Annotated in this window: 23 protein-coding genes and 1 tRNA gene; 21 read left to right on the top strand and 3 right to left on the bottom strand. The window is 45.6% G+C overall.

The window, feature by feature from the left end; genetic code table 11:
* Positions 1–42 precede the first annotated feature (42 nt).
* Positions 43–462 carry an IS200/IS605 family transposase gene (gene tnpA, locus DHU66_RS01910; RefSeq protein ID WP_108774201.1) on the bottom strand — a complete coding sequence of 140 codons (420 nt, stop codon included), beginning with the start codon at positions 460–462 and terminating at the stop codon, positions 43–45.
* A 99-nt stretch (positions 463–561) separates the two neighbouring features.
* Between tnpA and DHU66_RS01905 the strand changes: the two genes are divergently transcribed.
* The 16 genes from DHU66_RS01905 to DHU66_RS01835 all read left to right on the top strand — a co-directional run bounded on the left by DHU66_RS01905 (position 562) and on the right by DHU66_RS01835 (position 14,819).
* On the top strand, positions 562–1,944 hold the full coding sequence (locus DHU66_RS01905; protein WP_108774200.1) for an RNA-guided endonuclease InsQ/TnpB family protein: 1,383 nt from the start codon (positions 562–564) through the stop codon (positions 1,942–1,944).
* A gap of 156 nt (positions 1,945–2,100) precedes the next feature.
* Positions 2,101–3,225: a cysteine desulfurase family protein gene (locus tag DHU66_RS01900; RefSeq protein WP_108774199.1), complete on the top strand. Its 1,125-nt coding sequence runs from the start codon at positions 2,101–2,103 to the stop codon at positions 3,223–3,225.
* On the top strand, positions 3,226–4,110 hold the full coding sequence (locus DHU66_RS01895; protein WP_108774198.1) for a tRNA 2-thiocytidine biosynthesis TtcA family protein: 885 nt from the start codon (positions 3,226–3,228) through the stop codon (positions 4,108–4,110). It begins immediately after the preceding gene.
* Complete coding sequence (locus DHU66_RS01890; protein ID WP_167836210.1) at positions 4,061–4,771, top strand: M48 family metallopeptidase; 711 nt, start codon at positions 4,061–4,063, stop codon at positions 4,769–4,771. Before DHU66_RS01895 ends, DHU66_RS01890 begins: the two co-directional genes overlap by 50 nt.
* An 8-nt stretch (positions 4,772–4,779) precedes the next feature.
* Positions 4,780–5,646 (top strand): mechanosensitive ion channel family protein, encoded by an 867-nt coding sequence (locus DHU66_RS01885; RefSeq protein ID WP_108774196.1) that lies wholly within the window; start codon positions 4,780–4,782, stop codon positions 5,644–5,646.
* A gap of 192 nt (positions 5,647–5,838) precedes the next feature.
* Complete coding sequence (locus DHU66_RS01880) at positions 5,839–6,045, top strand: hypothetical protein (RefSeq protein ID WP_135358282.1); 207 nt, start codon at positions 5,839–5,841, stop codon at positions 6,043–6,045.
* A 61-nt stretch (positions 6,046–6,106) separates the two neighbouring features.
* Positions 6,107–6,400 (top strand): hypothetical protein, encoded by a 294-nt coding sequence (locus tag DHU66_RS12405; protein WP_167836184.1) that lies wholly within the window; start codon positions 6,107–6,109, stop codon positions 6,398–6,400.
* Positions 6,301–6,579, top strand: a complete 279-nt coding sequence (locus DHU66_RS12605) for an SPASM domain-containing protein (RefSeq protein ID WP_108774194.1) — start codon at positions 6,301–6,303, stop codon at positions 6,577–6,579. Before DHU66_RS12405 ends, DHU66_RS12605 begins: the two co-directional genes overlap by 100 nt.
* Positions 6,543–7,397: an ABC transporter permease gene (locus DHU66_RS01870; protein WP_108774193.1), complete on the top strand. Its 855-nt coding sequence runs from the start codon at positions 6,543–6,545 to the stop codon at positions 7,395–7,397. The genes DHU66_RS12605 and DHU66_RS01870 overlap by 37 nt, the downstream gene beginning before the upstream one ends.
* Before the next feature lie 12 nt (positions 7,398–7,409).
* A complete protein-coding gene (locus DHU66_RS01865; protein ID WP_108774192.1) occupies positions 7,410–8,366 on the top strand; it encodes an ABC transporter ATP-binding protein in 957 nt (318 codons plus the stop codon).
* Positions 8,363–9,163 carry an ABC transporter permease gene (locus tag DHU66_RS01860; protein WP_108774191.1) on the top strand — a complete coding sequence of 267 codons (801 nt, stop codon included), beginning with the start codon at positions 8,363–8,365 and terminating at the stop codon, positions 9,161–9,163. Before DHU66_RS01865 ends, DHU66_RS01860 begins: the two co-directional genes overlap by 4 nt.
* Positions 9,164–9,581: 418 nt before the next feature.
* Positions 9,582–10,250 (top strand): ankyrin repeat domain-containing protein, encoded by a 669-nt coding sequence (locus tag DHU66_RS01855; protein ID WP_108774190.1) that lies wholly within the window; start codon positions 9,582–9,584, stop codon positions 10,248–10,250.
* Positions 10,251–10,264: 14 nt separating this feature from the next.
* Complete coding sequence (locus DHU66_RS01850) at positions 10,265–12,337, top strand: elongation factor G (RefSeq protein ID WP_108774189.1); 2,073 nt, start codon at positions 10,265–10,267, stop codon at positions 12,335–12,337.
* A 76-nt stretch (positions 12,338–12,413) separates the two neighbouring features.
* Positions 12,414–12,497: transfer RNA gene (locus DHU66_RS01845), tRNA-Leu, on the top strand.
* A gap of 106 nt (positions 12,498–12,603) precedes the next feature.
* A complete protein-coding gene (locus DHU66_RS01840) occupies positions 12,604–13,203 on the top strand; it encodes a thymidine kinase (protein WP_108774188.1) in 600 nt (199 codons plus the stop codon).
* Between the two features lie 122 nt (positions 13,204–13,325).
* On the top strand, positions 13,326–14,819 hold the full coding sequence (locus DHU66_RS01835; RefSeq protein ID WP_245309319.1) for an ISL3 family transposase: 1,494 nt from the start codon (positions 13,326–13,328) through the stop codon (positions 14,817–14,819).
* 373 nt (positions 14,820–15,192) lie between these two features.
* Here DHU66_RS01835 and DHU66_RS01830 read toward each other — a convergent pair whose 3' ends face one another.
* Positions 15,193–16,425, bottom strand: coding sequence for a metallophosphoesterase (locus DHU66_RS01830; RefSeq protein WP_167836209.1), 1,233 nt, complete (start codon positions 16,423–16,425; stop codon positions 15,193–15,195).
* Between the two features lie 54 nt (positions 16,426–16,479).
* Here DHU66_RS01830 and DHU66_RS01825 point away from each other — a divergent pair, with 54 nt between their 5' ends.
* The 4 genes from DHU66_RS01825 (at position 16,480) to DHU66_RS01810 (ending at position 19,127) form a co-directional block, all read left to right on the top strand.
* Positions 16,480–17,154, top strand: a complete 675-nt coding sequence (locus DHU66_RS01825; RefSeq protein ID WP_167836208.1) for an HAD family hydrolase — start codon at positions 16,480–16,482, stop codon at positions 17,152–17,154.
* A gap of 134 nt (positions 17,155–17,288) precedes the next feature.
* Complete coding sequence (locus DHU66_RS01820; RefSeq protein ID WP_108774185.1) at positions 17,289–17,627, top strand: nitrous oxide-stimulated promoter family protein; 339 nt, start codon at positions 17,289–17,291, stop codon at positions 17,625–17,627.
* Positions 17,624–18,001 carry a YbaN family protein gene (locus tag DHU66_RS01815; protein ID WP_108774184.1) on the top strand — a complete coding sequence of 126 codons (378 nt, stop codon included), beginning with the start codon at positions 17,624–17,626 and terminating at the stop codon, positions 17,999–18,001. Before DHU66_RS01820 ends, DHU66_RS01815 begins: the two co-directional genes overlap by 4 nt.
* 73 nt (positions 18,002–18,074) lie before the next feature.
* Positions 18,075–19,127, top strand: a complete 1,053-nt coding sequence (locus DHU66_RS01810; protein ID WP_108774183.1) for an IS1595 family transposase — start codon at positions 18,075–18,077, stop codon at positions 19,125–19,127.
* A 193-nt stretch (positions 19,128–19,320) separates the two neighbouring features.
* On the opposite strand, the gene msrA is transcribed toward DHU66_RS01810, so the two are convergent.
* A complete protein-coding gene (gene msrA / locus DHU66_RS01805) occupies positions 19,321–20,214 on the bottom strand; it encodes a peptide-methionine (S)-S-oxide reductase MsrA (RefSeq protein ID WP_108774182.1) in 894 nt (297 codons plus the stop codon).
* 383 nt (positions 20,215–20,597) lie between these two features.
* Between msrA and DHU66_RS01800 the strand changes: the two genes are divergently transcribed.
* Complete coding sequence (locus tag DHU66_RS01800) at positions 20,598–21,257, top strand: HAD family hydrolase (RefSeq protein ID WP_167836207.1); 660 nt, start codon at positions 20,598–20,600, stop codon at positions 21,255–21,257.

The raw sequence follows: 21,257 nt of genomic DNA, 5'->3' as shown, positions 1-21,257 counted from the left end.
CTGTGTCGGCATATCGGCGTTCAGACGTAGATGAATCGCCGACTATTTGATTTTCTGATTGTTAATGTAGGTTTTAACCACAGTTTCCGTTTTATCGCTTACGCTTCCAATAAAGTAGGAAAGACTCCAGAAATAAGGCTTCCAATAATATTGAGCCAGCTCAGGACTGAAGGCTTTCCTGATCTGCCGTGATGAAGCAGATTTAAATGCGTTAATAAACTCCGCAAGATTGAGCTGCGGATACGCATCAAACAATATATGCATATGATCCGGCATTGTTTCAATCGCCTGCACACGAAGTTCATGCTCTTTAAAGTATCTGCACGTATAATCTTTCAGAAAATCCTCGAGTTTTCCCGTTATTGCCGATTTTCTGTATTTTGTAATCAGTACAAGATGATACTGCAGCAGAAAGCAGCTGTGCTGATTATAGTAGTATTCTTCATGCTGTTTCTTGTGCATACATCGGCCTCCACATTGTGTATAACTGACATCTTTTAGGATATAATATATTTAGCATAAATAAAAGCTTTTATGCTTAGAAAGGATGATTATTAACTGATGTATAGTGCAAAGACGATATTTGTACAAAGATCGGATCCGTTATTTGCATGGTGTGACGATATTGCTCACAAGGCGAACAACCTTTACAACGCCGCACTTTTTCGTGAACGGCAGATGATGTTTGCTGCAAAAAGAACAAACATCTTCGATCTGAGCGATAACGAACTGGAAGTGATGAGCGAGTTTGAGTGGATGAACTATTATCTCCCGAAAGACAAGCAGAAAATACTTCCGCCTTCCGGATCCATCAGCTATGCAACTCTGGACTGTATGATGAAGCTATGCAAAAATCCAGATTACTGCTGTACTGGATTGCCAAGACAAACCGCACAGCAGATATTGAAAATGACTTTGCGGGATATTTGCTCATTCTTTGCGGCATTGAAGAGCTACAAGCGTGATCCGGGCAAATTTACAGGGCGGCCGAAAATGCCTGGATACAAGCACAAGAAAGGTGCGTGCGCTTTTATTGTTACAAATCAGGACTGCGTTATTCGCAAAAACAAGAAACACCGGTATACCGCAAAACTGCCTTTTACGAAACAAGTTGTGCGCCTTGGCAGAGAAGTACACGGCAAATTTGTTCAGCTTAACGTAACGCCCAGAAACGGCACGTACAAACTGTCATTTGTGTTCGATGATGGGACAAATGCACCGGCAACTGCTGATACAGCAGAGCGTATTGCTGCAATTGATCTCGGTGTAGACAACCTGATGGCTGTGACTAACAACGTTGGTGCTGAATGTCTGCTGTTCAAAGGCGGGGCTGCAAAATCTGCAAACCATTATTTCAATCAGATGTCTGCCCGCATCCAGTCAGAGCAGACAAGTGGAAGCACTGACAAGTTTTTCCCGACAAAACGGTATTATCGCATCCTCCAGAAAAGAAATAATCGCATAAATGACTGCATGCTTAAAGATTGCAAACGTCTTATCACATGGTGCGTAGAAAAACGTATCGACACCATTGTGATAGGTGAAAACAAATTCTGGAAGCAGGAATGCAGTATGGGAGGTACGAGCAATCAAAACTTTATGCAGATTCCATTTGAAAGGCTGAAAAGAATTATTACCTATTCAGCAGAGCGCCTGGGAATCCGTATCATTTATCAGGAAGAATCATACACATCAAAAGCATCTTTCCTGGACAGAGATAAAATTCCGGTGTACAGCCGAGATTCAGAAGAGCATCATAAATTTTCAGGTGTCAGAGAAAAACGTGGGCTGTACAGATCTGCAGATGGCACAAAGATGAATGCGGATCTGAATGGCTCGGCAAACATTCTGAGAAAAGCCATACCGGACGCTTTTGAAAGCGGGATAGAGCCTGATTTCAGAAATATAAGGGCATATTATCATCCTGATCTGAAGCTGGCATAAAAGCAGTGCGGGCAGAACCGCATATGGGACCGTGAATGCCCCACTGTACGGAACGGTAAACTGTTCCGCCTGCAGAAAATGAAGCCATGCGTGACTTTCCGCATCAGCGGATAAGTCAGACATGGTAATTCACTTTGGTGTACAATATAGCACGCGATGAATAAACCAGTCTATTTTGATTACTGCGCCAATACACCTGTGGACCCTTCTGTTCTGGATACATATGTCAAAACGGCATCCCAGTGCATTGGCAATGCCAATTCTGTCCACAGCATGGGCAGAGCAAGCAAATCCATCATGGATGATGTGCTGGCAAAGATGGCAGATCTTCTGCATGTTAAACCGAATGAGATCATCCTGACATCCGGTGCAACCGAGGCCAATAATCTTGCCCTCAAAGGCATTGCCGCAGCTACCCGCCATGTTGGCAAACATATTGTTTCAACAAGCCTCGAACACAGTTCCATCAGTGCCAGTCTGAGCATGCTGCAGCAGGAAGGCTATGAGATTGATCTTTGCCCGCTTTCTGGTGATGGCACCATTGATCTGGAAGAACTTGAGGATCTTGTGCGGGATGATACGTGCCTTGTCTCCATCAGTCTTGTGGACAGTGAGGCAGGTGTGATCCAGCCGGTGAATGAAATCAGAAAAATTGTACATTCTCATCCACACACATTGCTGCACGTGGATGCTACCCAGGCAATGGGAAAGACGCCGGTGGATTTTGACTGCGGCGATACCATTTCTTTTGCTCCGCACAAGTTCTTTGGCCTCAATGGCTGCGGTGTATTGATCAAACATGAACATGTACCGCTGGTACCACAGAACAGCGGCGGTGCTTCAACAACTCTTTACCGTTCCGGCACACCGGATCCGGCTATGGCTGCCGCATGTCTGTGTGCTCTGGAGAACCTGTATGCTCATCAGAATCAGTGGCAGCAGCACTGTGCAAAGTGCAATGCTTATCTGCGCCAGGAACTGACAAAGATCGCGGGGGTAAAGATCAATTCACCTGCTGCGGCAGTACCGCAGATTTTGAATCTGTCTCTCTCCGGCAGAAAAGGCTTTGAGACGCAGAAAGCACTGGATGAAAAGGGATACTGCGTCTCCGTTAAAAGTGCCTGCACATCGGATTATCTGCCATCCCATGCCGTTATGGCCATCACCAGAGACAGAAGAAGAGCCCTGGAAAGTTTCCGGATCTCAGTGTCACCACTTACAACGTTGGAGCAGTGTGAAGGACTTGTACAGGCAGTTCGAGAAATCAGTGAGGATAAATAAATGGAAAAGAAACTGACACCAGCACAGCAGATTGAACATACACTGACCAAGCAGTTCAGAAGAGAACTGTGGTCTAAGTTTCAGATTGCGGTGGGAAAATATGAACTGATCCAGCCGGGTGACAAGGTCATGGTCTGCATCTCCGGCGGCAAGGACAGCATGTGCATGGCCAAGCTTATTCAGCTCTACCAGCGCTATCATCTGGTTGACTTTGAAGTGAAGTTTGTGGTCATGGATCCCGGCTACAATGAGATTAACCGGGCAAAGATTGAAAGCAATCTGCAATTGCTTGGTATTCCGGCAGAAATCTTTGAGACCAATATTTTTGCGGTTGCCAATAACTCGGATAAAAGCCCATGTTATCTGTGTGCCAGGATGCGCAGAGGCTATCTCTATAACCATGCCAGGGAAATCGGCTGCAATAAAATCGCGCTTGGCCATCATCTCAATGATGTCATCGAGACAACCGTCATGTCGATGTTCTATTCCAGCAAGCTGGAGACGATTATTCCTAAATCACACAGTGAAAACTTCCCGGGTCTGGAACTGATCCGGCCGATGTACTGCATCAAGGAAGCTGACATCATTGCCTGGGCAAGGGCCAATGATCTGCAGTTCATCCAGTGTGCCTGCCGCTTCACAGAGAACTGCACGATCTGTGACAATGGCGGCGGAGGATCCAAACGCCAGGAAGTCAAGAACCTGATCCGCAGGCTGTCCAAAACCAATCCAATGATCGAGGACAATATCTTCCGGGCTCTGCATGCCGTACAGATTGAAAGTTTCCCTGGCTACAAGGCCAATGGTGAGATGCACAGCTTCCTGGAGGACTATGATGACAAGGGCCACGTCTATACCGCAGCACATCACGATACAGATCAATGAGGAAACCATTCCTGCTGCAGTGACAAGAAAACGGATCCGCAATCTGTACCTGCGCATCCAGGAGGATGGCAGCCTTGCCATCAGCGTGCCCGTGTTCATGTCCCAGGCACAGGTGGAGGCCTTTCTCAACGAAAAACAGGAGTGGATCCTGAAAGCTTCCCATCATGCAAAAAAGAAACAGAGCAAAGAAGCATCTGGACAAGCAGGCATGGTTACCTGGCTTGGCAAAGCTTATCCAATCCATGTCATGCCGGCAAAGCGTGAGAAAGTGTGCATACAGGATGGCATTTTCACATTCTATACAAATGATGATGCTGGCGGACATTTGTCACTGCTATATGAGCGCTATGCCAGAGAGCAGCTGAAGATGGCGATCGCAAAGGAACGGGTGCAGTGGGACAGGATCATCTGTGATGCCCATGGTTTCCCACATCCTGCCATCACGATCCGCAGCATGCGTTCCCGCTGGGGATCCTGCACACCGGCAAGGAATCATATTTCTATGAATGTACGTCTGATGCATTATCCGTATGAATGTCTGCAGTATGTTCTGCTGCATGAATATGTACATCTGCTGGTACCAGGACATCCTGCCAAGTTCTACCAGACTGTCGCATCCTATATGCCAGACTGGAAATCAGCCAGTGACAAACTGAAATAGGAGGATCTATGGAAGAGATCACAAACACATCTCAGGGTATCTGGACATTTGGCAATAATCTGTTTCAAAACGGCTTGTTTCTGTTTCTGATTCATGCCGGCCTGATATTTCTGGCAGCCAAAATAGTTGTTCATCTGTTGCGCAGAGGCCTGGAACACCAGAGCCGCAGAGAAGATACAAGCAACCAGCTGATCCTGCAGTATCTTGCCAAAACCATCAAAACGATTGTCTATATTCTATGTGCCTTCTCGGTTCTCTCGGATATCATTCCTTTGAAAGGATTAGGCAATTTGGCAGTTGGCAGTGCCTCGATTCTGGCTGTTGCAGTATCCCTGGCTGCCCAGGAAACCTTTGGCAACTACATCGCAGGCTTCTTTGTGGCTCTGTACCATCCATTCAAGGTAGGGGATAACATTTCTCTGCCGGAGAAAAATGTTGCCGGTACAGTGACCGGCATCAGCCTGCGCCACACAACATTGACAACCGTAGAAAATACGCAGATCATGATCCCCAACAGCATGATGAACAGCTGTATTCTTGAAAACCGCACGTTTGGCCAGACGGACTACACCCACTATGAACTGATCGGGGTTGCCTATGATTCCGATATTGATGCGGTCAAGGAAGCCATCTGCCATGTGCTGGCCAATACGCCTGGCATCATTGACGGCCGTACGGACAAAAGTGAGCCTTTTGTACCTGTGCAAGTCAATGCTTTCCAGGATTCTGCCATTGAGATCAAGTTTCCAATTCATGTGGAAAGCTTCGGTGCCTACTTTACGGTTGCGCCAATTGTCAGGGAAGGCATCCTGAAAGAATTCAATCAGAGAGGAATTGAGATCCCGTATCCGATTGTGACAGTTGAAAGAAAATAAGATCAGTTTCAAAAAATGACAGATCTTTGCCTGACAGCGAATATTTGTTGTAAGGCATAGTGAGGGCTCTTTTTGATTCTTTCATGCTATAACCAACCGAATATCATTACCCGAGTTCAAACCTATTTAATGCAATGCAACAGACAAATTTCCTTGCTAATAAAAAGGTTCAGTCCTAATTCCTGTTGATAGATGTACCCAGAGGTCATGAGAATTCCCTGCTGGCATCAAAGTATTGCCATTGACACAGAGGATTTAGGAGAACTTAATACAGTTGAGTATGTAAAAAGAGCGCAAATCGGAGATACAATCAAAGCTTGCTATTTGAAAGAAGATAGTGATATTAGTAATGGCGTGATTGCCGTTTACGAGATTATCCCCTTAGAAGAAAATAAATAATCCACTATTTTATAAAACAAAGTCACCAAAGGTGATCTTGTTTTATTGATCAGGAGGAAAAATGGCAGCAACAAGACTGATCGCTCTGCATGTGAACAAGAGTAAAGGCGCATTCGCAAGCATGCATGAGCGGATTGAATATTCACAAAATCCGGAAAAGACGGAAGACGGAGAAGCTGATTACGGCATATGCGTGTCAGCCGGAGACGGCTGCAGAAGAATTCCTGATTGCAAGTTGGAATTTGCCAAGGCTATATGGGGAGCAGAAAAACTTTTGAGCATACAGTTTTTGAAAAATCTTTTTTACCCGATAAAAATGAGATTTTCAAAGAGTGGAGTTTGCGGTCTCCTCTAAATCTTGAAGACTGCCAAAATTGTCCCGCCCTTGCAACCTGCGGTGGAGGCTGTCCGCGTAATGCCGACATGATAAACGGGACTATTTGGAAACCGGATAAAGCTTATTGTCATTTTGCTCTGAAAGCACTAAAGTGGATGATATGGAAAAACATGAAACCAGAAATGATCATCGGCTGAAGACAAATCTCCATATCATCCGGAATGTGATTGTTGACCGCACTTTGCAAAAATATCGTGCATATCCATGGAGTATGCTGTTTGAGAATGTGATCAATGCCATTCTTTCAGTGATGCTGCCATTGTTTATTTATTACTTCATCTATCATGGCAATGTTTCTGACAGCTTTGTGTCCTATGCAAATACTTCTGACTATGTGAGTTATCTGATTGCCGGTCAGATGATGGGCGTCTTTGTCTTTTCTTCTCTGATGAGCACCGGCTACGCCATTCTAAATGATATTCATGAAGGAACGTTCAATCACTTTCTGATTTCGCCATCCTCGACAATGTTGTTTTTCATTGGTGCTTTCATTGAAACTCTGCTGCAGGCAATAGGACAAGCACTGGTCATCTGGCTGCTTGGCTTACTGCTTGGGGTGCGCGGCCTGTTGTTATCACCTGGTGCTTTGCTTGTCGTATTTGTTCTGCTGATAATCAGCGGTTTCAGTGTCTCTATCTTCCTGAGCACATGGATCATCTATTTCAAGGACACGTACCTGACCGAAAGCACATTGTCTCTTTTCATCAGTCTGTTCAGCGGCATTTTCTTTCCGCCCGCCTACATGCCAGGCATCCTGCGCAGCATTTCTTATGTGATGCCAGTCACTTATCTGATCAAACTGTTCCGTGCTCTTGCGATTGAAAAAGCATCGCTGGCAGAAAGCGCATATCTGATCTGGCCGATTATTCTGCTGAGCCTGTTTTACTTTGTGATCGGTTATTTCTGGTATGAAAGAAAAGTCAGGAAAATTCTTGTGGAAAAGGTATTGATGTGAGGTAATGCACGTATGATACAGGCAGTAAGCTTATCAAAAACATATGAATTGAAAGTCAAAGATAAAGGCTTCCGCCACCATACCGAGAAGAAGGAAGCCGTGAAAAATCTGGATCTCAGCATTGAAAAAGGAAAAATCACAGGCATTCTTGGTGTCAATGGCGCCGGTAAAACAACCACCATTAAGATGCTGGCAACACTGCTGGCTCCTACCAGTGGAACGATTAAACTCGATGATCTAGATTATTGTGAGAAAAACCTGCGCAGGATCAAAGAGAAGATCAATCTGATCTCAGGTGGTGAAAGAAGCCTGTACTGGAGATTAACCGGCAGAGAGAACCTGGAATATTTTGCCTCTCTGTATGGGATTGGCAATGCCAGAGTAAGAATCGAGGAGTGTCTGCGGATTGTCGGGCTCCTTGACAATGCAGATCAGCTGGTCGAAACATACTCCAAAGGCATGAAGCAGCGTCTGCAGATTGCCCGCGGCATCATCAATGATCCCTCCTACCTGTTCATGGATGAACCAACTCTGGGGCTTGATATTGCCATTGCCCAGAATCTGCGCCAGTATATCCGACAGCTTTCCAGACAGGAAAACATGGCTGTGATTCTCTCCACTCACTACATGAAAGAAGCTGAAGAACTTTGCGACTATGTCTATGTCATTGACCATGGCGAGAAAGCAGCCGAAGGTACGATCGATCAGTTAAAGCAGAAATTCACAGAATTCTATGAATACACTCTGGAAACAAGCGATGCTGATAAGCTGGTCACAATGCTGCCACAGCTGGACTGCACCTTCTCACAGAATAAGAATCTTGTCAGTCTCAAGTCCAAAGCAAATATTGTTCCACAGCTGTTTGCACTGGCTGAAGACAATCACATCAGAATCAACGGATTCCACCAGCAGGAAGCCAGTCTGGAAGACTGCATCATGCAGATTATTTCCAAGGAAAAAGCATCATGAAGTTCTTCAGAGTTTTCATTGGTGAATTTGCCAGTCAGCGCCGCAATTTCTTTGGCCGCTTCTCTGCCCTGGTCACACTGGTCCTGTGGCCGATCCTGTCGTGTGCCATCAGTTACTTTACGTACCAGTCATTCCAAGCCGACAAACTGAGTGTATATGGTATTTCCAGCAAAGCAGAACTTTTTGTTTTCCTGCTGTGCGGCGGTCTGGTCTATAACTGCTACTGGTCTGTTGTGCAAAGTGCCGGACAGATCCGCTATGATAGAATCAATGGTACGCTGGAAAAGATCTTCCTGAGCCCGGCTGACCGCAACGCTTTCGTCTATGGACGCTCATTTGGAGCTGTTGTCTTTAATACGTGGATGCTGACAGTATTCTCCTTTGCCATTTTTCTTATCTATGACAGATTCTCACTCTCCAGTATTGCATATCTCTTATTGGGCTATATCATATTGATCCTGTCCAGCACCATCTGGGGAGGTTTCATAACAACACTGTTTCTTTTCTCACGTGACTCCAATGCCGTCTTCATCCTCTGTGACAAACCTATGAGCCTGCTCAGCGGGACAAGCTTTCCCATCGCTGCCCTGCCGCACATCCTTCTGTTTGCCGCAAGCATCTTCCCCTCAGCCTACCTGATCGAACTCTTCCGTCATATCCTGCTGCAATCCTATCAGCCATCCTTCCACGCAGCAGGCTTTATCCTGATTCATCTTATACTGATTCTGGCAACATCATTTCTTGTCAAAAAGATTGAAAGACATAACTATCGGACCGGCGGCTGGGAACGGTACTAAAATCACTGATTGTCAAAAATTGAAAATCAGTTTTCCATGCGCATTGATTGCGGCGACAGAGATGACAAGAGCCTCTTTTTTCAAGCATACGGTTAGAAGGGATGCAAGCTGATCGGAAAAGCATATCACAGCATGGCGTTTGTTCCTTTATGAAACAACTCTTGATCATGAATGTAAGCCCTTGCAGTTTGCTGTGGTTCTGTTAAAATAAAGGTAAAGAATCACCGCAGACAGATCGGAGACAAAGACAATGGACGACAGAGTAACTGGTTTTTCAGTATCGACAGTCACCGGCTCAGAAGAAAGCCTGGTTGTTTTCGGCGGGGTTGCGGTCTGCTTTGCATATGACATTTGAGATGGACAATGTCCATCTTTTTTGTCGGTTGTTTGACTTCATGAATAATAGGAGGAAACGAATATGGATCAGACAAATCTGGAATTCTTCGAAGCAGCAGCCAAGGGCGATTTTGCCAAGGTCTGCTCAGAAGTCTCAAAGGGCGCAGATGTCAATGTGGCAAATGGTGATGGACGCACTGCATTGATGCGTTCTGCCAAGCGCGGCTATACGGACATTGTGCGCTTTCTGCTGGATAACGGTGCCGATACGCATGCCCGTGACAAGAATAATAAGACAGCTCTGATGGGAGCTGCGAAAAAGGGACATGTAGAGATCTGCCGGATGCTTGTGCATGCCGGTGCTGATGTGAATTCCCATGACAACAAGGGCCGTACCGCTCTGATGAGAGCCGCATTGCTGGGCGAAGGTGAGACCGTTGCGTATCTTGTCTCCAAGGGTGCTGATGTCAATGCCCGTGATGAACAGGGCAGAACTGCACTGATGGAGGCTGTCAATGCCTATAACAGTGATATCATTTCCTTCCTGATTGAGCATGGTGCCGATGTCAATGCGGCTGACAACCGCGGCTGCACAGCTCTGATGCGGGCTGCTTATATCGGCTATCCGGAACTTGTCAAAACACTGCTGGACCATGGTGCAGATAAGTACATCAAAGATAATGAAGCTAACATGGCCATTCACTATGTGCGTAAAGAATGCCTTGCAGATCTGAAGGATCTGCTGAAGTAGGAGGGCATTCGATCATGAAAGACTATTTGGCGAATAATGTCAGAAATGTCGTTGTGCTTGGACATTCTGGCTCTGGCAAGACAGCCGTCATCGAAGCCTGCATGTACTTTACAAAACTGATTTCGAAGTTTGGCAAGAACCATGACGGCACAAGCGTCCTCGATTTCGATCCGGAAGAAGGCAAGCGCGGTACATCGTGCTATGCCCATCTTGCACCGGTCGAATGGAAGGACCGCAAGATCAACTTCATTGATACTCCGGGCTATATGGATTATGCGGGTGAGGAAGAGACCGGATTGTATGTAGGGGATAATGCGCTGATTGTTGTCAATGGCAAAGAAGGTGTGGAGCCTGGTACAGAGCGTGCCTGGAAGAAAGCCAGTCTGAAACAGAAGCTGCCAACTATCTTCTTTGTGAACAAGATGGACGATGAAAACGCTGATTTTGATAAAGTGCTCTCAGAATTAAGAGAGAAGTTCGGCAATTCTGTCATTCCGTTTGAAATGCCGATCATGAAAGATGGCAAGAATATTGGCTCGGTCAATATTCTGCGTAAGAAGGCATGGTACCATGACAACCGCACCCAGGCCCAGCCGGTTCCGGAAGAGCTTGCGGACAAGGTGGAAGAGTACTATGGCGAGATTGCCGAAGCGATTGCCATGACGGATGATGACCTGCTGGAGAAGTTCTCCAATGGGGAAGAATTCGATGAACATGAGCTTGCCAAAGGTTTGAGAATTGGTGTCCGTTCTGGTGATATCCGTCCGGTTTATTCAGGTTCTGCTGTCCAGCAGACCGGTATTGAAAGACTGATGGATCTGATTACCGAATACTTCCCGAGCTATGCAGAGAAGGGCCATATTGATGCCAACAGCCAGCGCGGCGGCACCATTGCCATGGAGACCAATGAACAGGAAGCACTCAGTGCATTTGTCTTCAAGACGGTCATTGATCCATTTGTTGGCAGAATCTCCTACCTCAAGGTGATGTCCGGTGTGCTCAACTCTGATTCTGAAGTTTATAACTCCACCCGTGAAGTTACCGAAAAGATCGGTCAGATTTATGCCGTCAATGGCAAGTATCAGATTGGTCTTGGCAAGCTGTTTACCGGTGATATTGGTGCGGTGACCAAGCTTGCCTCAACCCAGACGAACGATACACTGTGCACGCGCAGCCGTGTTGTTTCCTATGATGGCATTGAATATCCGCAGCCGATGCTTGGCTATGCCATCTGGCCGAAGACCAAGGCCGATGAAGACAAGATGTCGGTTGGTATCCGCAACATGGAACAGGAAGATCCAACCGTCCGTCTTGTCAACAATGAAGAAACACATGAACAGGTACTCTATGGACTGGGCGACCAGCACATTTCTCTGATCTGTGCCAAGCTGAAATCCAAGTATAAGGTAGATGTTTCCTTGACAACACCGACGATTCAGTATCGTGAAACCATTACTGCCACAGCTGAGGCGCAGGGCCGCTATAAGAAGCAGAATGGCGGTGCAGGTATGTTTGGTGATGTATGGGTCAAGTTTGAACCGACCGATTCAGAGGATATGGTATTTGCCGAGGATGTCTTCGGCGGTGCAGTGCCGAAGCAGTTCTTCCCGCCGGTTGAGCAGGGACTCAGAGAATGCATGCAGAAAGGTGTGCTTGCCGGATATAAGGTTGTTGGTGTCAAGGCAACATTGTATGATGGCTCTTATCATCCGGTAGATTCCAAGGAAGCTGCCTTCAAGGAAGCTGCCAGACTTGCCTATAACGCTGGCATGCCAAAGGCAAAGCCGGTATTGCTGGAACCAATCGGTGAAATTACAATCACAGCACCAGAGGAATACACTGGTACATTGATTGGTGATCTGACCAAGCGCCGCGGCTCCATTCTGGATGTGGGCTCCAATGATGACGGCGATCAGGTCATTAATGGTGAAGTACCGCTGAGAGAAGTGCAGATGTATGCCAATGAGCTGCGGTCCATGACGCAGGGCAGAGGCACCTATGTACTGGAATTTGACCGCTATGAACCTGCACCGCAGGAAGTGGCTGATGAAGTCATTGCCCAGGCAAAGGCGAAGAGTGCAAAGTAAGTAAAGCATATAAGCAATGCAGGCAGATGGCCTGCATTGCTTTTTATGCGTGATTGCATTAAAATATTCAGGCAATGCCCGTGTGATGGAATTGGTAGACGTAGGGGACTCAAAATCCCCCGGTAGCGATACCGTGCCGGTTCGAGTCCGGCCACGGGCACCTTCCTGCTGTCAGAAAGACAGCTTTTTTTCTATTACATTGGTACCTTGTTTCCAGCCATTCTGTAATACAATACTTCTGGTAAGCTTCACGGAGGATTTCAATCATGGCAAAACTGTACTTTTATTATGGCGCAATGGGCAGCTCCAAAAGTGCCAATGCATTGATGGCAGAATACAACTATCGTGAAAGGGGACAGAAGGTATTACTGGCCAAGACCAATACGGATACAAGAGATGGTAAAAATGTCATTCGTTCCCGGATTGGTCTGGAAAGAGAATGCATTCTGCTGAGTGATATCTGTGCCATGAGCGATGAAGAAATCAAGGAATATGATGCTGTGATTGTGGACGAAATCCAGTTTGCGCCGGCCAGGCAGATTGATTTCCTGGCTCACATTGTCGATGACCTGGGTATTCCGGTACTCTGTTATGGCCTGCGTACAGACTTTCAGCTGAACCTGTTTGAAGGCAGTGAACGTTTGTTGGCGATTGCGGATGAGATCAAAGAGATCAAGACAGTCTGCTGGTGCGGCAGGAAGGCAACCTGCAATGCCAGATATAACAAGCATGGCATTGTCCGCAGTGGTGCCCAGATCATGCTTGGTGCCAATGATGACTATATTGCTTTATGCCGCAAACACTTCCTGGAAGGAAAACTCAGTCCTGATGATCCCGGTGATCAAAACAGGGGTGATGATTTGTAAAAATTTTGGCTCAATCTCAAAACCTGTTGATATGACGCCATGTGGGACGGAGATATAGTACGAATATAAAAATGGATCTCGTATAATTGTGTGTACCCAAACATACAAGATAGGAGATCCATATGAATGTTAACACACAGCCGCTTATTCAGGAAGAATTACTTGATACCAGATCAGACGATCTGCGCTCCGATGCACATGATCTGATTGATTCAATTTCTGATGTGCAACTCCAGAGTGGCATTTTAACATTCTCATCAGGTCTGCCATCCTTTACCCAGGTTGGTATGCCGGAAACGGCCGTTAAAGAGATCTCTGTAGGCACATCATCCAGACCTGCCAGGCGCAGTGTCACTGAATATTTCTTTAAGGGAAAGCTGAATCGTCTGAACGGACAGCCGATTTACTGCAGCTGCTGTGGTCAGGAAATGGTGTATAACGGCACAACTGAGGTTGACTTGAAACACATTCCTATGGGAGGTATCTATACTCATATCGTTGTATCCAAGCAGAGAGCACTCTGCCAGAATAAGAACTGTCCGGTCAGTACTTATACAGAACCACTAGATTTCAAGGCTCAGGGACATCTGATTACAGCTGCTCTTGAGAACTATACACGCGATCTGCTTCGCTTTGGACTGACAATGAAGGAAATATCCATCATTACCGGTTTAAGCAAGAATACAGTCAAGGAGATCGATAAGAAGCGCCTTCAGGAGCTGTATACCGTTAATGGTGAAGGCAAGGAACTGAAGAAGCCTGCAGAATGCCTGGAGTATCTTGGCATTGATGAATTTCTTCTTCATAAAGGCCATAAATACGCTACGTTGATCATGGACCTGAAGAGCGGACATGTGCTGTACCTTGCCTATGGCAAGAAGAAACAGACTGTATATGACTTTATTGACTGGGTCGGCATCGACTGGATGAAGAACGTGAAGGCTGTGGCCTGTGATATGAACAGTGACTTTGAAGAAGCCTTTAAAGATCGCTGTGAATGGCTGGATATTGTCTATGACCATTTCCATCTGGTCAAAAACTTCAATGACAAGGTGGTATCAGAAGTCCGTAAAGAGGAACAGAAGCGCCTGATAGAAGAAGGCAATACAGAAGCTGCCAAAGCTCTCAAAGGCTCTAAGTATGTTCTGATGACAAGTGCTGAAACAAGAAAGCAGAAAGAAAAAGATGCCAAAGCGGGCAAAACCATTGCCCGTGGAAGCGATCTGTTCAAGAAGCCGGAGGTGAAGCAGAAAGCAGGCATTGAAGAAGAATACAAGAAGCTATTGGATGAAAACAAGCTGTTCTTCACCATGGATCTGGTAAAGGAACAGCTTGATAAAGCATACAAAGCAAATAGCGAAAGAGGCATGAAGATTCATATTAACCGGATCATACGCACCTGCAAAGCAACAGAGAACAAGCATTTCATATGGTTTGCCAAGCTGCTGGAGGAACACATGAAAGGAATTATCTCTCATGCAAGAGTCCATATCTCATCAGGCAAAGTTGAAGGAACCAACCAGATGATAAAAACATTGAGACGCAAAGGATACGGCTATCCAGATGATGAATATTTCTTCCTGAAGATCATTGATGCCAGCAGGAAATTCTCATGACCTCTGGGTACATCTATCAACAGGAATTAGGACTGAACCAAAATTTTATTAGAATCGTTAACGATCATATTCATAGACAGATTTAACAGGATATTTTATCAAGAAAGCAATAATGTATTCTTGGTTAAAAAATCCTGTTTTTTGCAGTTCAGCAATGATATAGAAGAGCATTCCAACTGCGTTTTATGCCAGGGCTAGCTGGTTGCCTGGCAACAACAGGCCGTTTGTTATTGACGGGAAAGCACATACTGACGGCGCCAGTCGGAACATTCTCCTGACAGGCACGAAAGAAACAGCACGATTGATCAGCACTTTCAGGGTATTGCGCATATGAATCTTTCTGAACAGGAAGAGACCGAACAGAATCAGGCGGTTATTTTTTGCTCAGTGAAATGGAGAAGGCATTCATATCACGGTCTTTCTCCTTTAATACACTCTGCAGATAGACAGCCATCATCGTATCATCCATATGGGCAATTTCTTCATCCAGTTCCGGCTGATCCGTTATGGTATCAACGGTACCGGTGAAAAAGGCTGCGTTTAGTCTGGCAATATAGCGATCCAGCTCTGCATTACCGGTGGATTCAGCATAAATGGCCTTCATGAAGAAGTCTCTGGCATACTGGCTGTAATGCAAAAGATTCTCATCCGTACACCCGTGCTCTTTCGCCCAGGCATCCACATTTAGACTTTGCGTCTGATAGGACAGTGTTTGTTTTTTGACAGTGATATTGGCAATGTGGCTGTCAAGAATGGAAACAGCCCCGGTTACAGCTTCGGTAAAATTGCCTTTAGAGGCGATGTGCTGGCAGTGCATATGGCCTGAGAAGCCAGCTTTGACACCATATTCCTGAAATAAATCAAGAAGCTTATCACCATTGGCAATCCGAAAGCCATCTGTAAACAGATCAAGATGGATAAGAAAGTTCTGATGAGAGAAAGCCAGGACAGTTTCACCTGCTTTCTTTGCTTTTTTCAGCTGCTGCTCAATCCATGTCAATGTTGTATCAGACACAGCGCCTAGAATCGAGGAGCCATTGACATCGATCATCAGGCAGCGCACACCGGAATCCAGACGATACATATAGCTCAGGGAATCAGAGTCACGGGATAAAGCGTCATCATAACCATCGTTGTGATAGATTGAAATAAATTCATCATTTGTGACAGAGGCAACTGGCTGCACTCCCTCATTGGTGTAGGCAATGGCATGCTTGTTATTCAAATCATGATTGCCCGGTATGACCAATACCGGGATGCCGGCATCATTGATCCGGTCAAGTTTCTTTGCAAGTTCCTCATGAGAAATCTTTTCGCCGTTCAAGGTCAGATCACCAGTCATGATGAAAGCATCCGGATGGCTGCTGATGATGGTTTCAATCATGGCATCAGTAAGCTGGCTGCCATAGATTATGGTTTTGCCATCACCTTCAGCCGCCGCTTCTTTAACAAGATTCTGATTTTCCATCAGGGAAGGAGAAAGATAATGCAGATCTGTTGCTGTCATCAGAGCCGCTTCCGGCGCTTTTTCAACCGCATGCACGCCGCAGCCTGACAGTGAAAATGACAGGCAGACAAGTACAGTTTTCAAAATGTTTTGTTTCATCACGGCAATTAGCGTAGCACAAAGATGTATACTAGTCATGCAAGGAGACCAACAATGAAAGGTGCTATTTTTGACATGGACGGCCTGATGTTCGATACGGAACGCATCTGGCAGAATAACTGGCAGAAACTCGCCAGAGAACGTCATGTTGTGCTTGATCCCAATTTTGTCAAAGCGATTACCGGTACATCCGGAGCACACAGGGCAGCAGTAGTTGCAGAATACTATCATGTTTCTGATGGCTGGCCCATTGATCGTGAATGTGTCAGACGCGTACATGCCGATCTTGAGAAGAATGTACCGGAAAAACCTGGCATTCATGAGATTCTATCCTGGCTGCATGAGCATGGCTTCCGCATTGCCGTTGCGTCCAGCACCGCCAGCGATCAGATTGAACACAATCTGGAAATGACGGATACCAGAAAGTATATTGATGCCATCTGCTCAGGAACGCAGGTTTCCCATGGCAAGCCTGCGCCGGATCTTTTCCTGTATGCGTCAAAGTGCATCGGGGTTCCCATTCAGGAATGCTATATCTTCGAAGATGCCTATAATGGCATTCGGGCGGCCTACAGTGCCGGTGGGAAAGGCATCATGGTACCGGATACTCAGGCACCGGATGAAGAGATGAAAGAAAAGGCACATGCCATCTGTCATGATTTGAACGAAGCGCTCTCATTGATTCAGAAAGAATACAGTGAACAGGAAAGAGCGTACAGGAAGGAATAACGGTATACATGCTGCAGGGAACATATCCCTGCAGTTTTTCAGTTTCTGCTTGCAGGTCTTCTGAAAATAAATTATATTCGTCATAAGTTAGCTTTAACTAACTGTTTGGAACCTGACAGAAAAGGGAAAGAGAAATGGATATAAACAGCAAACGGGAACGTGAAAAAGAACTGGTCACTGAAATGATTGCCCTGTACTGCCATGGCCATCATGGAACGGCAAAGGGGTATCTGTGCCCAGAGTGCCAGGAACTGACCGACTATGCCAGAGCAAGAAGTGACAAATGTCCGTTTATGGAAAGCAAAACGTTCTGCTCTAACTGCAGGGTGCACTGCTATCAGCCAAAAATGAGGGAAAGGATCCGGGAAGTTATGCACTATGCTGGCCCACGGATGCTATTTCATCATCCTGTTACTGCGGTTCGGCATGTCATTGAAACAAACAGAGAAAAGAAGAGGCTGAGGAAGATATGAAGTTAAAGAAATTTGTATTTTTGATTCTTGGCTCTGTGAGCCTTGGCCTGGGTACAGTGGGCACCTTTCTGCCAATCCTGCCGACTGTGCCATTTTATCTTCTGACGCTGTTCTTCTTTGCCAACAGTTCACAAAGGCTACACAGATGGTTTCTTGGCACCAGGCTGTATGAGAAGCATCTTGCTTCCTATGTAAGCGGAAAGGGGATGACAGTCAGGACGAAGGCTGGCACCATCGTCACCGTGACTCTCCTGATGGGATTTGGCTTTGCCATGATGGCATGGAAGAAGATCTGGATTCCATGCGTGATTCTCCTGCTGGTCTGGCTTGCACATATTTACTATTTTCTTTTCCGCGTCGCTATTTTCAAATAAATAGTTGATGTACCCGAACAAGTACATCAAGTTAATATCTATAACTTATCATGACTTCAGTTGAGGTGATGATATGCTCGTTAATCAGAATTTCCTGAATTCTTTATCTCCTGTCGAAATTGAATTCATTCGTGTTGGTTTAGAAAAGCTATTCAGAGAGAAAGTAAACTGTACGACAACAAATTACGAGAATCTCTCTTTGCATGTTGAGAAATGTCCTCATTGTGGTTCAACTCACTTTGTTAAGAATGGCTTTAACCCACATAATCGTCAGAAATACAGATGTAAAAAATGCAAATCTGTTTTTATGGCAACAACAGGTACGATGTTTACTCATTCCAGAACAAGCTTTGATATCTGGACTACTTTTATCTCTGGCGAGCTTAACGGAATGACTCTGACTCAGCAGAGTGTAGCTACAGGCTTATCAGTTACTACCTGCTTCAACATGCGTCACAAGTTATATCAGGCTGCAGCAAAGATTCAGAATAATGTGGTCTTAAGTGGAAATGTTGAATTGGATCCTACTTATACCAAAATCAACCTGAAAGGGACCGGGAAGGATAAAATGCCAAGATTCAGCAAACAGCGTGGAAAGCATCGCCGTCATTCAACCAAGCGTGCTTTACCTGGCACCAGCCATCACAAGATCTGCCTGGTAACAGCTATTGATGAGCATGACAATATTCTCTTTAAAATTGGAGGATTAGGCAGAGAGAGTGCAGAAATTCTGAATCAATATAGCTCTCACTTCGCAGCGCATTCAACAATTATCAGTGATGACAGCCATAGCATTCAAACTTTCGTGGGCGATAATCACTTCAACAGTGACATTATTCCATCTAACGGTTATTTAACACCAAAGGGCAATACAGTATCTGAAGTAAACGAGCTTCACTCTGAGCTAAAAAACATGATCAGGCAGAAACATGGTATCAGCACAAGACATCTCCAGGGTTATTTGAATTGGATCGTCATGAAGAAATATTTAAAGTACAGGCTGGACATGCGCAAATGGAAATCAGAAGCATACATGGAAACAATGTTTGAACAGATTCCATTTACCTGTGCGGAGATCCCAAAGCTTAAAATGCCAATTAACCTCTATGAGGCATATAGCTCATGATATTTTGGTGTTTACAGCCTCATCAACTAAATCTTTGAAAATAGCGTTCCGCGTAAAAACAATTGCTGCAGAAGACGCATAAAAGAGAGAAATCGTCTTTCAGATGCAGAGCTGCCTCCATAGACATCAGGTCAGAAAGCTGCTGTAAAAGGACTGCTGTGGCTTATTCGCTCCGCACAGAGAATGAACGATATTACCTGCTTTCTTTTCCTGTTTTTTCATTCAGCTTCTTTACTGCATCCAGCTCCACTCTGGTGATATGGCAATAGCCATCCGGATGTTTCAGCAGATAATTCTGATGGTATTCTTCTGCTTCATAGAAGCACTGCAGGGGCTGCAGTTCCACATAAAATTCCTGATGTTTCTTTCTTTCCTGATCAAACCGTTTCTGCAGCACTGGCAACAGTTTCTCATCCTTGTAGTACACCCCAGTCTGATACTGTTCACCAATATCATTTCCCTGCTGATGATACTGGGCAGGATTCACACATAGAAAGAACGCATCCAGCAGCGTTTCCTCTTTCAAAACAGCAGGATCATAGGTGACACGTACTGTCTCCTTATAGCCGGTATCATTGCGGCAGACTTCTTCATAAGAAGGATTTTCTGTGTGGCCGTTGGCATAGCCAACGGTTGTATCCGTGACACCATCCAGCATCTGAAAGATCCGCTCTGTCCCCCAGAAGCAGCCTCCGGCAAAGTACAGAACATCCCTTCCTTCCGGTCGCCAGGCATTGTCTTTTGCAGTCTTAGGCGCCTCATGCACATAAACAATCGTTTCAGCATCCTTCTTGCCTTGGGCAAAGCCATTGTGCTCCAGCAAATGGCGTACCTGGTCATTTGAAACCGGAACATTGGCAAATACTTTCGCAAGGTGCAGCTGCTGATGCAGATAAGGCATCAGCAGGTATACTGCATTGGCGGCATAGTGCTGCTTCTGCCAGGCTGGCAAAACCAAAATGGAAAGATAAGGCTTGTCTTGTTCAAGCCAGATCGATCCAACCTTTGTGCCATCATGCAGGATATCCCAGTGCCTGTCATCTTCCTGCTGCAGACTGACAAGATCATTTGCAAGTGTTGTTTTCATGATGCTTATTTTAGCATTTTTTCTTCATCACGGTGTCTTATGACCTATGGGAGGAAATAAGTGACAGGAGTGGCTGCATCTGGTGGAATCATGATGCGTCTGTCATCTGCTGAGCCCAATTGCGGATTTGTTCCGGCGGATCAGCTCAATGTCATCTACAGCAGCGAAGCCACTGTAGCGGTATCTTTTTGAAATTATGATGGGGATACACAATCCATTGGCACTGAACATCCTGGCATCGATTATGCAGAAACAGGTGCTTCGATGCATGCTTTGTCCAAACCATGCAAGCGGATGTTATACTGATGCAGGAAAACCGGCAGGACAGATACGAAGCATTCTGCCATAAAAGAATACTGAACCTTTCAGTGCAGGAGAAGATGATGGCATATAAAGCAGTTCTATTTGATTATGATGGTACGCTGACCGACCGTACCAAAAGCGCTTATACAGGTTTCAAACTTGTCTTGAAGCAGTATTTTCCGCAGCTGGATGAACATGATCCGGTGTTTGAGGGAATGATGCAGCAGTGCATTTTGTGGGATGAGTACGGCACCATTGGTAAAAAGACCGTGATGGAAAGAGTAAAAGACCACTGGCTGCCGGATCTGGATGTGGATCAGGCTGTGAAACAGTGGTATGAGGTCTTTCCAGACTGCCAGTTCTGGACAGAAGGAATGCCGGAAACAATCAAAGCTTTGAAAGAAAAGCATAAGGTGGGTATGGTTACCAATGGCCCCCATGACCGTCAGTGGCCGAAGATTCATAAGATGCATATGGATGACATGTTTGATCCAATTATTGTCAGTGGTGATTTTGGCAGGAAAAAGCCAGATCCCTCCATTTATCAGGCTGCTGCGGATTACCTGCATGTCAGTTGCGAAGAGTGCATTTATGTCGGTGATACCTTTCATACAGATATCGTTGGTGCGATAAATGCACATATGCGTCCCGTCTGGTTCTGTGCAGAAAGGGCAGGGGTGAGTGATCTGGATGTAGAAATTGTCAGATCCGCAAAGGAGCTGGCAGATCTGCTGCTGTAA

The organism is Lactimicrobium massiliense, assembly GCF_900343155.1.
Lineage (GTDB): Bacteria > Bacillota_I > Bacilli_A > Erysipelotrichales > Erysipelotrichaceae > Bulleidia > Bulleidia massiliensis.
Note: the sequence above shows the minus strand (reverse complement) of the source record. Positions and strands in the feature narration are given on the sequence as shown.

Excerpts from the sequence above, each read along its gene's own strand:
- DHU66_RS01870 (WP_108774193.1), top strand. The coding sequence starts at position 6,543 with ATGGAAAAACATGAAACCAGAAATGATCATCGGCTGAAGACAAATCTC.
- msrA (WP_108774182.1), bottom strand. The coding sequence starts at position 20,214 with ATGAAAACAACACTTGCAAATGATCTTGTCAGTCTGCAGCAGGAAGAT.
- DHU66_RS01860 (WP_108774191.1), top strand. The coding sequence starts at position 8,363 with ATGAAGTTCTTCAGAGTTTTCATTGGTGAATTTGCCAGTCAGCGCCGC.
- DHU66_RS01850 (WP_108774189.1), top strand. The coding sequence starts at position 10,265 with ATGAAAGACTATTTGGCGAATAATGTCAGAAATGTCGTTGTGCTTGGA.
- DHU66_RS01895 (WP_108774198.1), top strand. The coding sequence starts at position 3,226 with ATGGAAAAGAAACTGACACCAGCACAGCAGATTGAACATACACTGACC.
- DHU66_RS01840 (WP_108774188.1), top strand. The coding sequence starts at position 12,604 with ATGGCAAAACTGTACTTTTATTATGGCGCAATGGGCAGCTCCAAAAGT.
- DHU66_RS01810 (WP_108774183.1), top strand. The coding sequence starts at position 18,075 with ATGCTCGTTAATCAGAATTTCCTGAATTCTTTATCTCCTGTCGAAATT.
- DHU66_RS01825 (WP_167836208.1), top strand. The coding sequence starts at position 16,480 with ATGAAAGGTGCTATTTTTGACATGGACGGCCTGATGTTCGATACGGAA.
- DHU66_RS01905 (WP_108774200.1), top strand. The coding sequence starts at position 562 with ATGTATAGTGCAAAGACGATATTTGTACAAAGATCGGATCCGTTATTT.
- tnpA (WP_108774201.1), bottom strand. The coding sequence starts at position 462 with ATGCACAAGAAACAGCATGAAGAATACTACTATAATCAGCACAGCTGC.
- DHU66_RS01885 (WP_108774196.1), top strand. The coding sequence starts at position 4,780 with ATGGAAGAGATCACAAACACATCTCAGGGTATCTGGACATTTGGCAAT.
- DHU66_RS01890 (WP_167836210.1), top strand. The coding sequence starts at position 4,061 with ATGACAAGGGCCACGTCTATACCGCAGCACATCACGATACAGATCAAT.
- DHU66_RS01815 (WP_108774184.1), top strand. The coding sequence starts at position 17,624 with ATGAAGTTAAAGAAATTTGTATTTTTGATTCTTGGCTCTGTGAGCCTT.
- DHU66_RS01830 (WP_167836209.1), bottom strand. The coding sequence starts at position 16,425 with ATGAAACAAAACATTTTGAAAACTGTACTTGTCTGCCTGTCATTTTCA.
- DHU66_RS01835 (WP_245309319.1), top strand. The coding sequence starts at position 13,326 with ATGAATGTTAACACACAGCCGCTTATTCAGGAAGAATTACTTGATACC.
- DHU66_RS12405 (WP_167836184.1), top strand. The coding sequence starts at position 6,107 with ATGGCAGCAACAAGACTGATCGCTCTGCATGTGAACAAGAGTAAAGGC.
- DHU66_RS01880 (WP_135358282.1), top strand. The coding sequence starts at position 5,839 with ATGTACCCAGAGGTCATGAGAATTCCCTGCTGGCATCAAAGTATTGCC.
- DHU66_RS01820 (WP_108774185.1), top strand. The coding sequence starts at position 17,289 with ATGGATATAAACAGCAAACGGGAACGTGAAAAAGAACTGGTCACTGAA.
- DHU66_RS12605 (WP_108774194.1), top strand. The coding sequence starts at position 6,301 with ATGGGGAGCAGAAAAACTTTTGAGCATACAGTTTTTGAAAAATCTTTT.
- DHU66_RS01855 (WP_108774190.1), top strand. The coding sequence starts at position 9,582 with ATGGATCAGACAAATCTGGAATTCTTCGAAGCAGCAGCCAAGGGCGAT.
- DHU66_RS01800 (WP_167836207.1), top strand. The coding sequence starts at position 20,598 with ATGGCATATAAAGCAGTTCTATTTGATTATGATGGTACGCTGACCGAC.
- DHU66_RS01865 (WP_108774192.1), top strand. The coding sequence starts at position 7,410 with ATGATACAGGCAGTAAGCTTATCAAAAACATATGAATTGAAAGTCAAA.
- DHU66_RS01900 (WP_108774199.1), top strand. The coding sequence starts at position 2,101 with ATGAATAAACCAGTCTATTTTGATTACTGCGCCAATACACCTGTGGAC.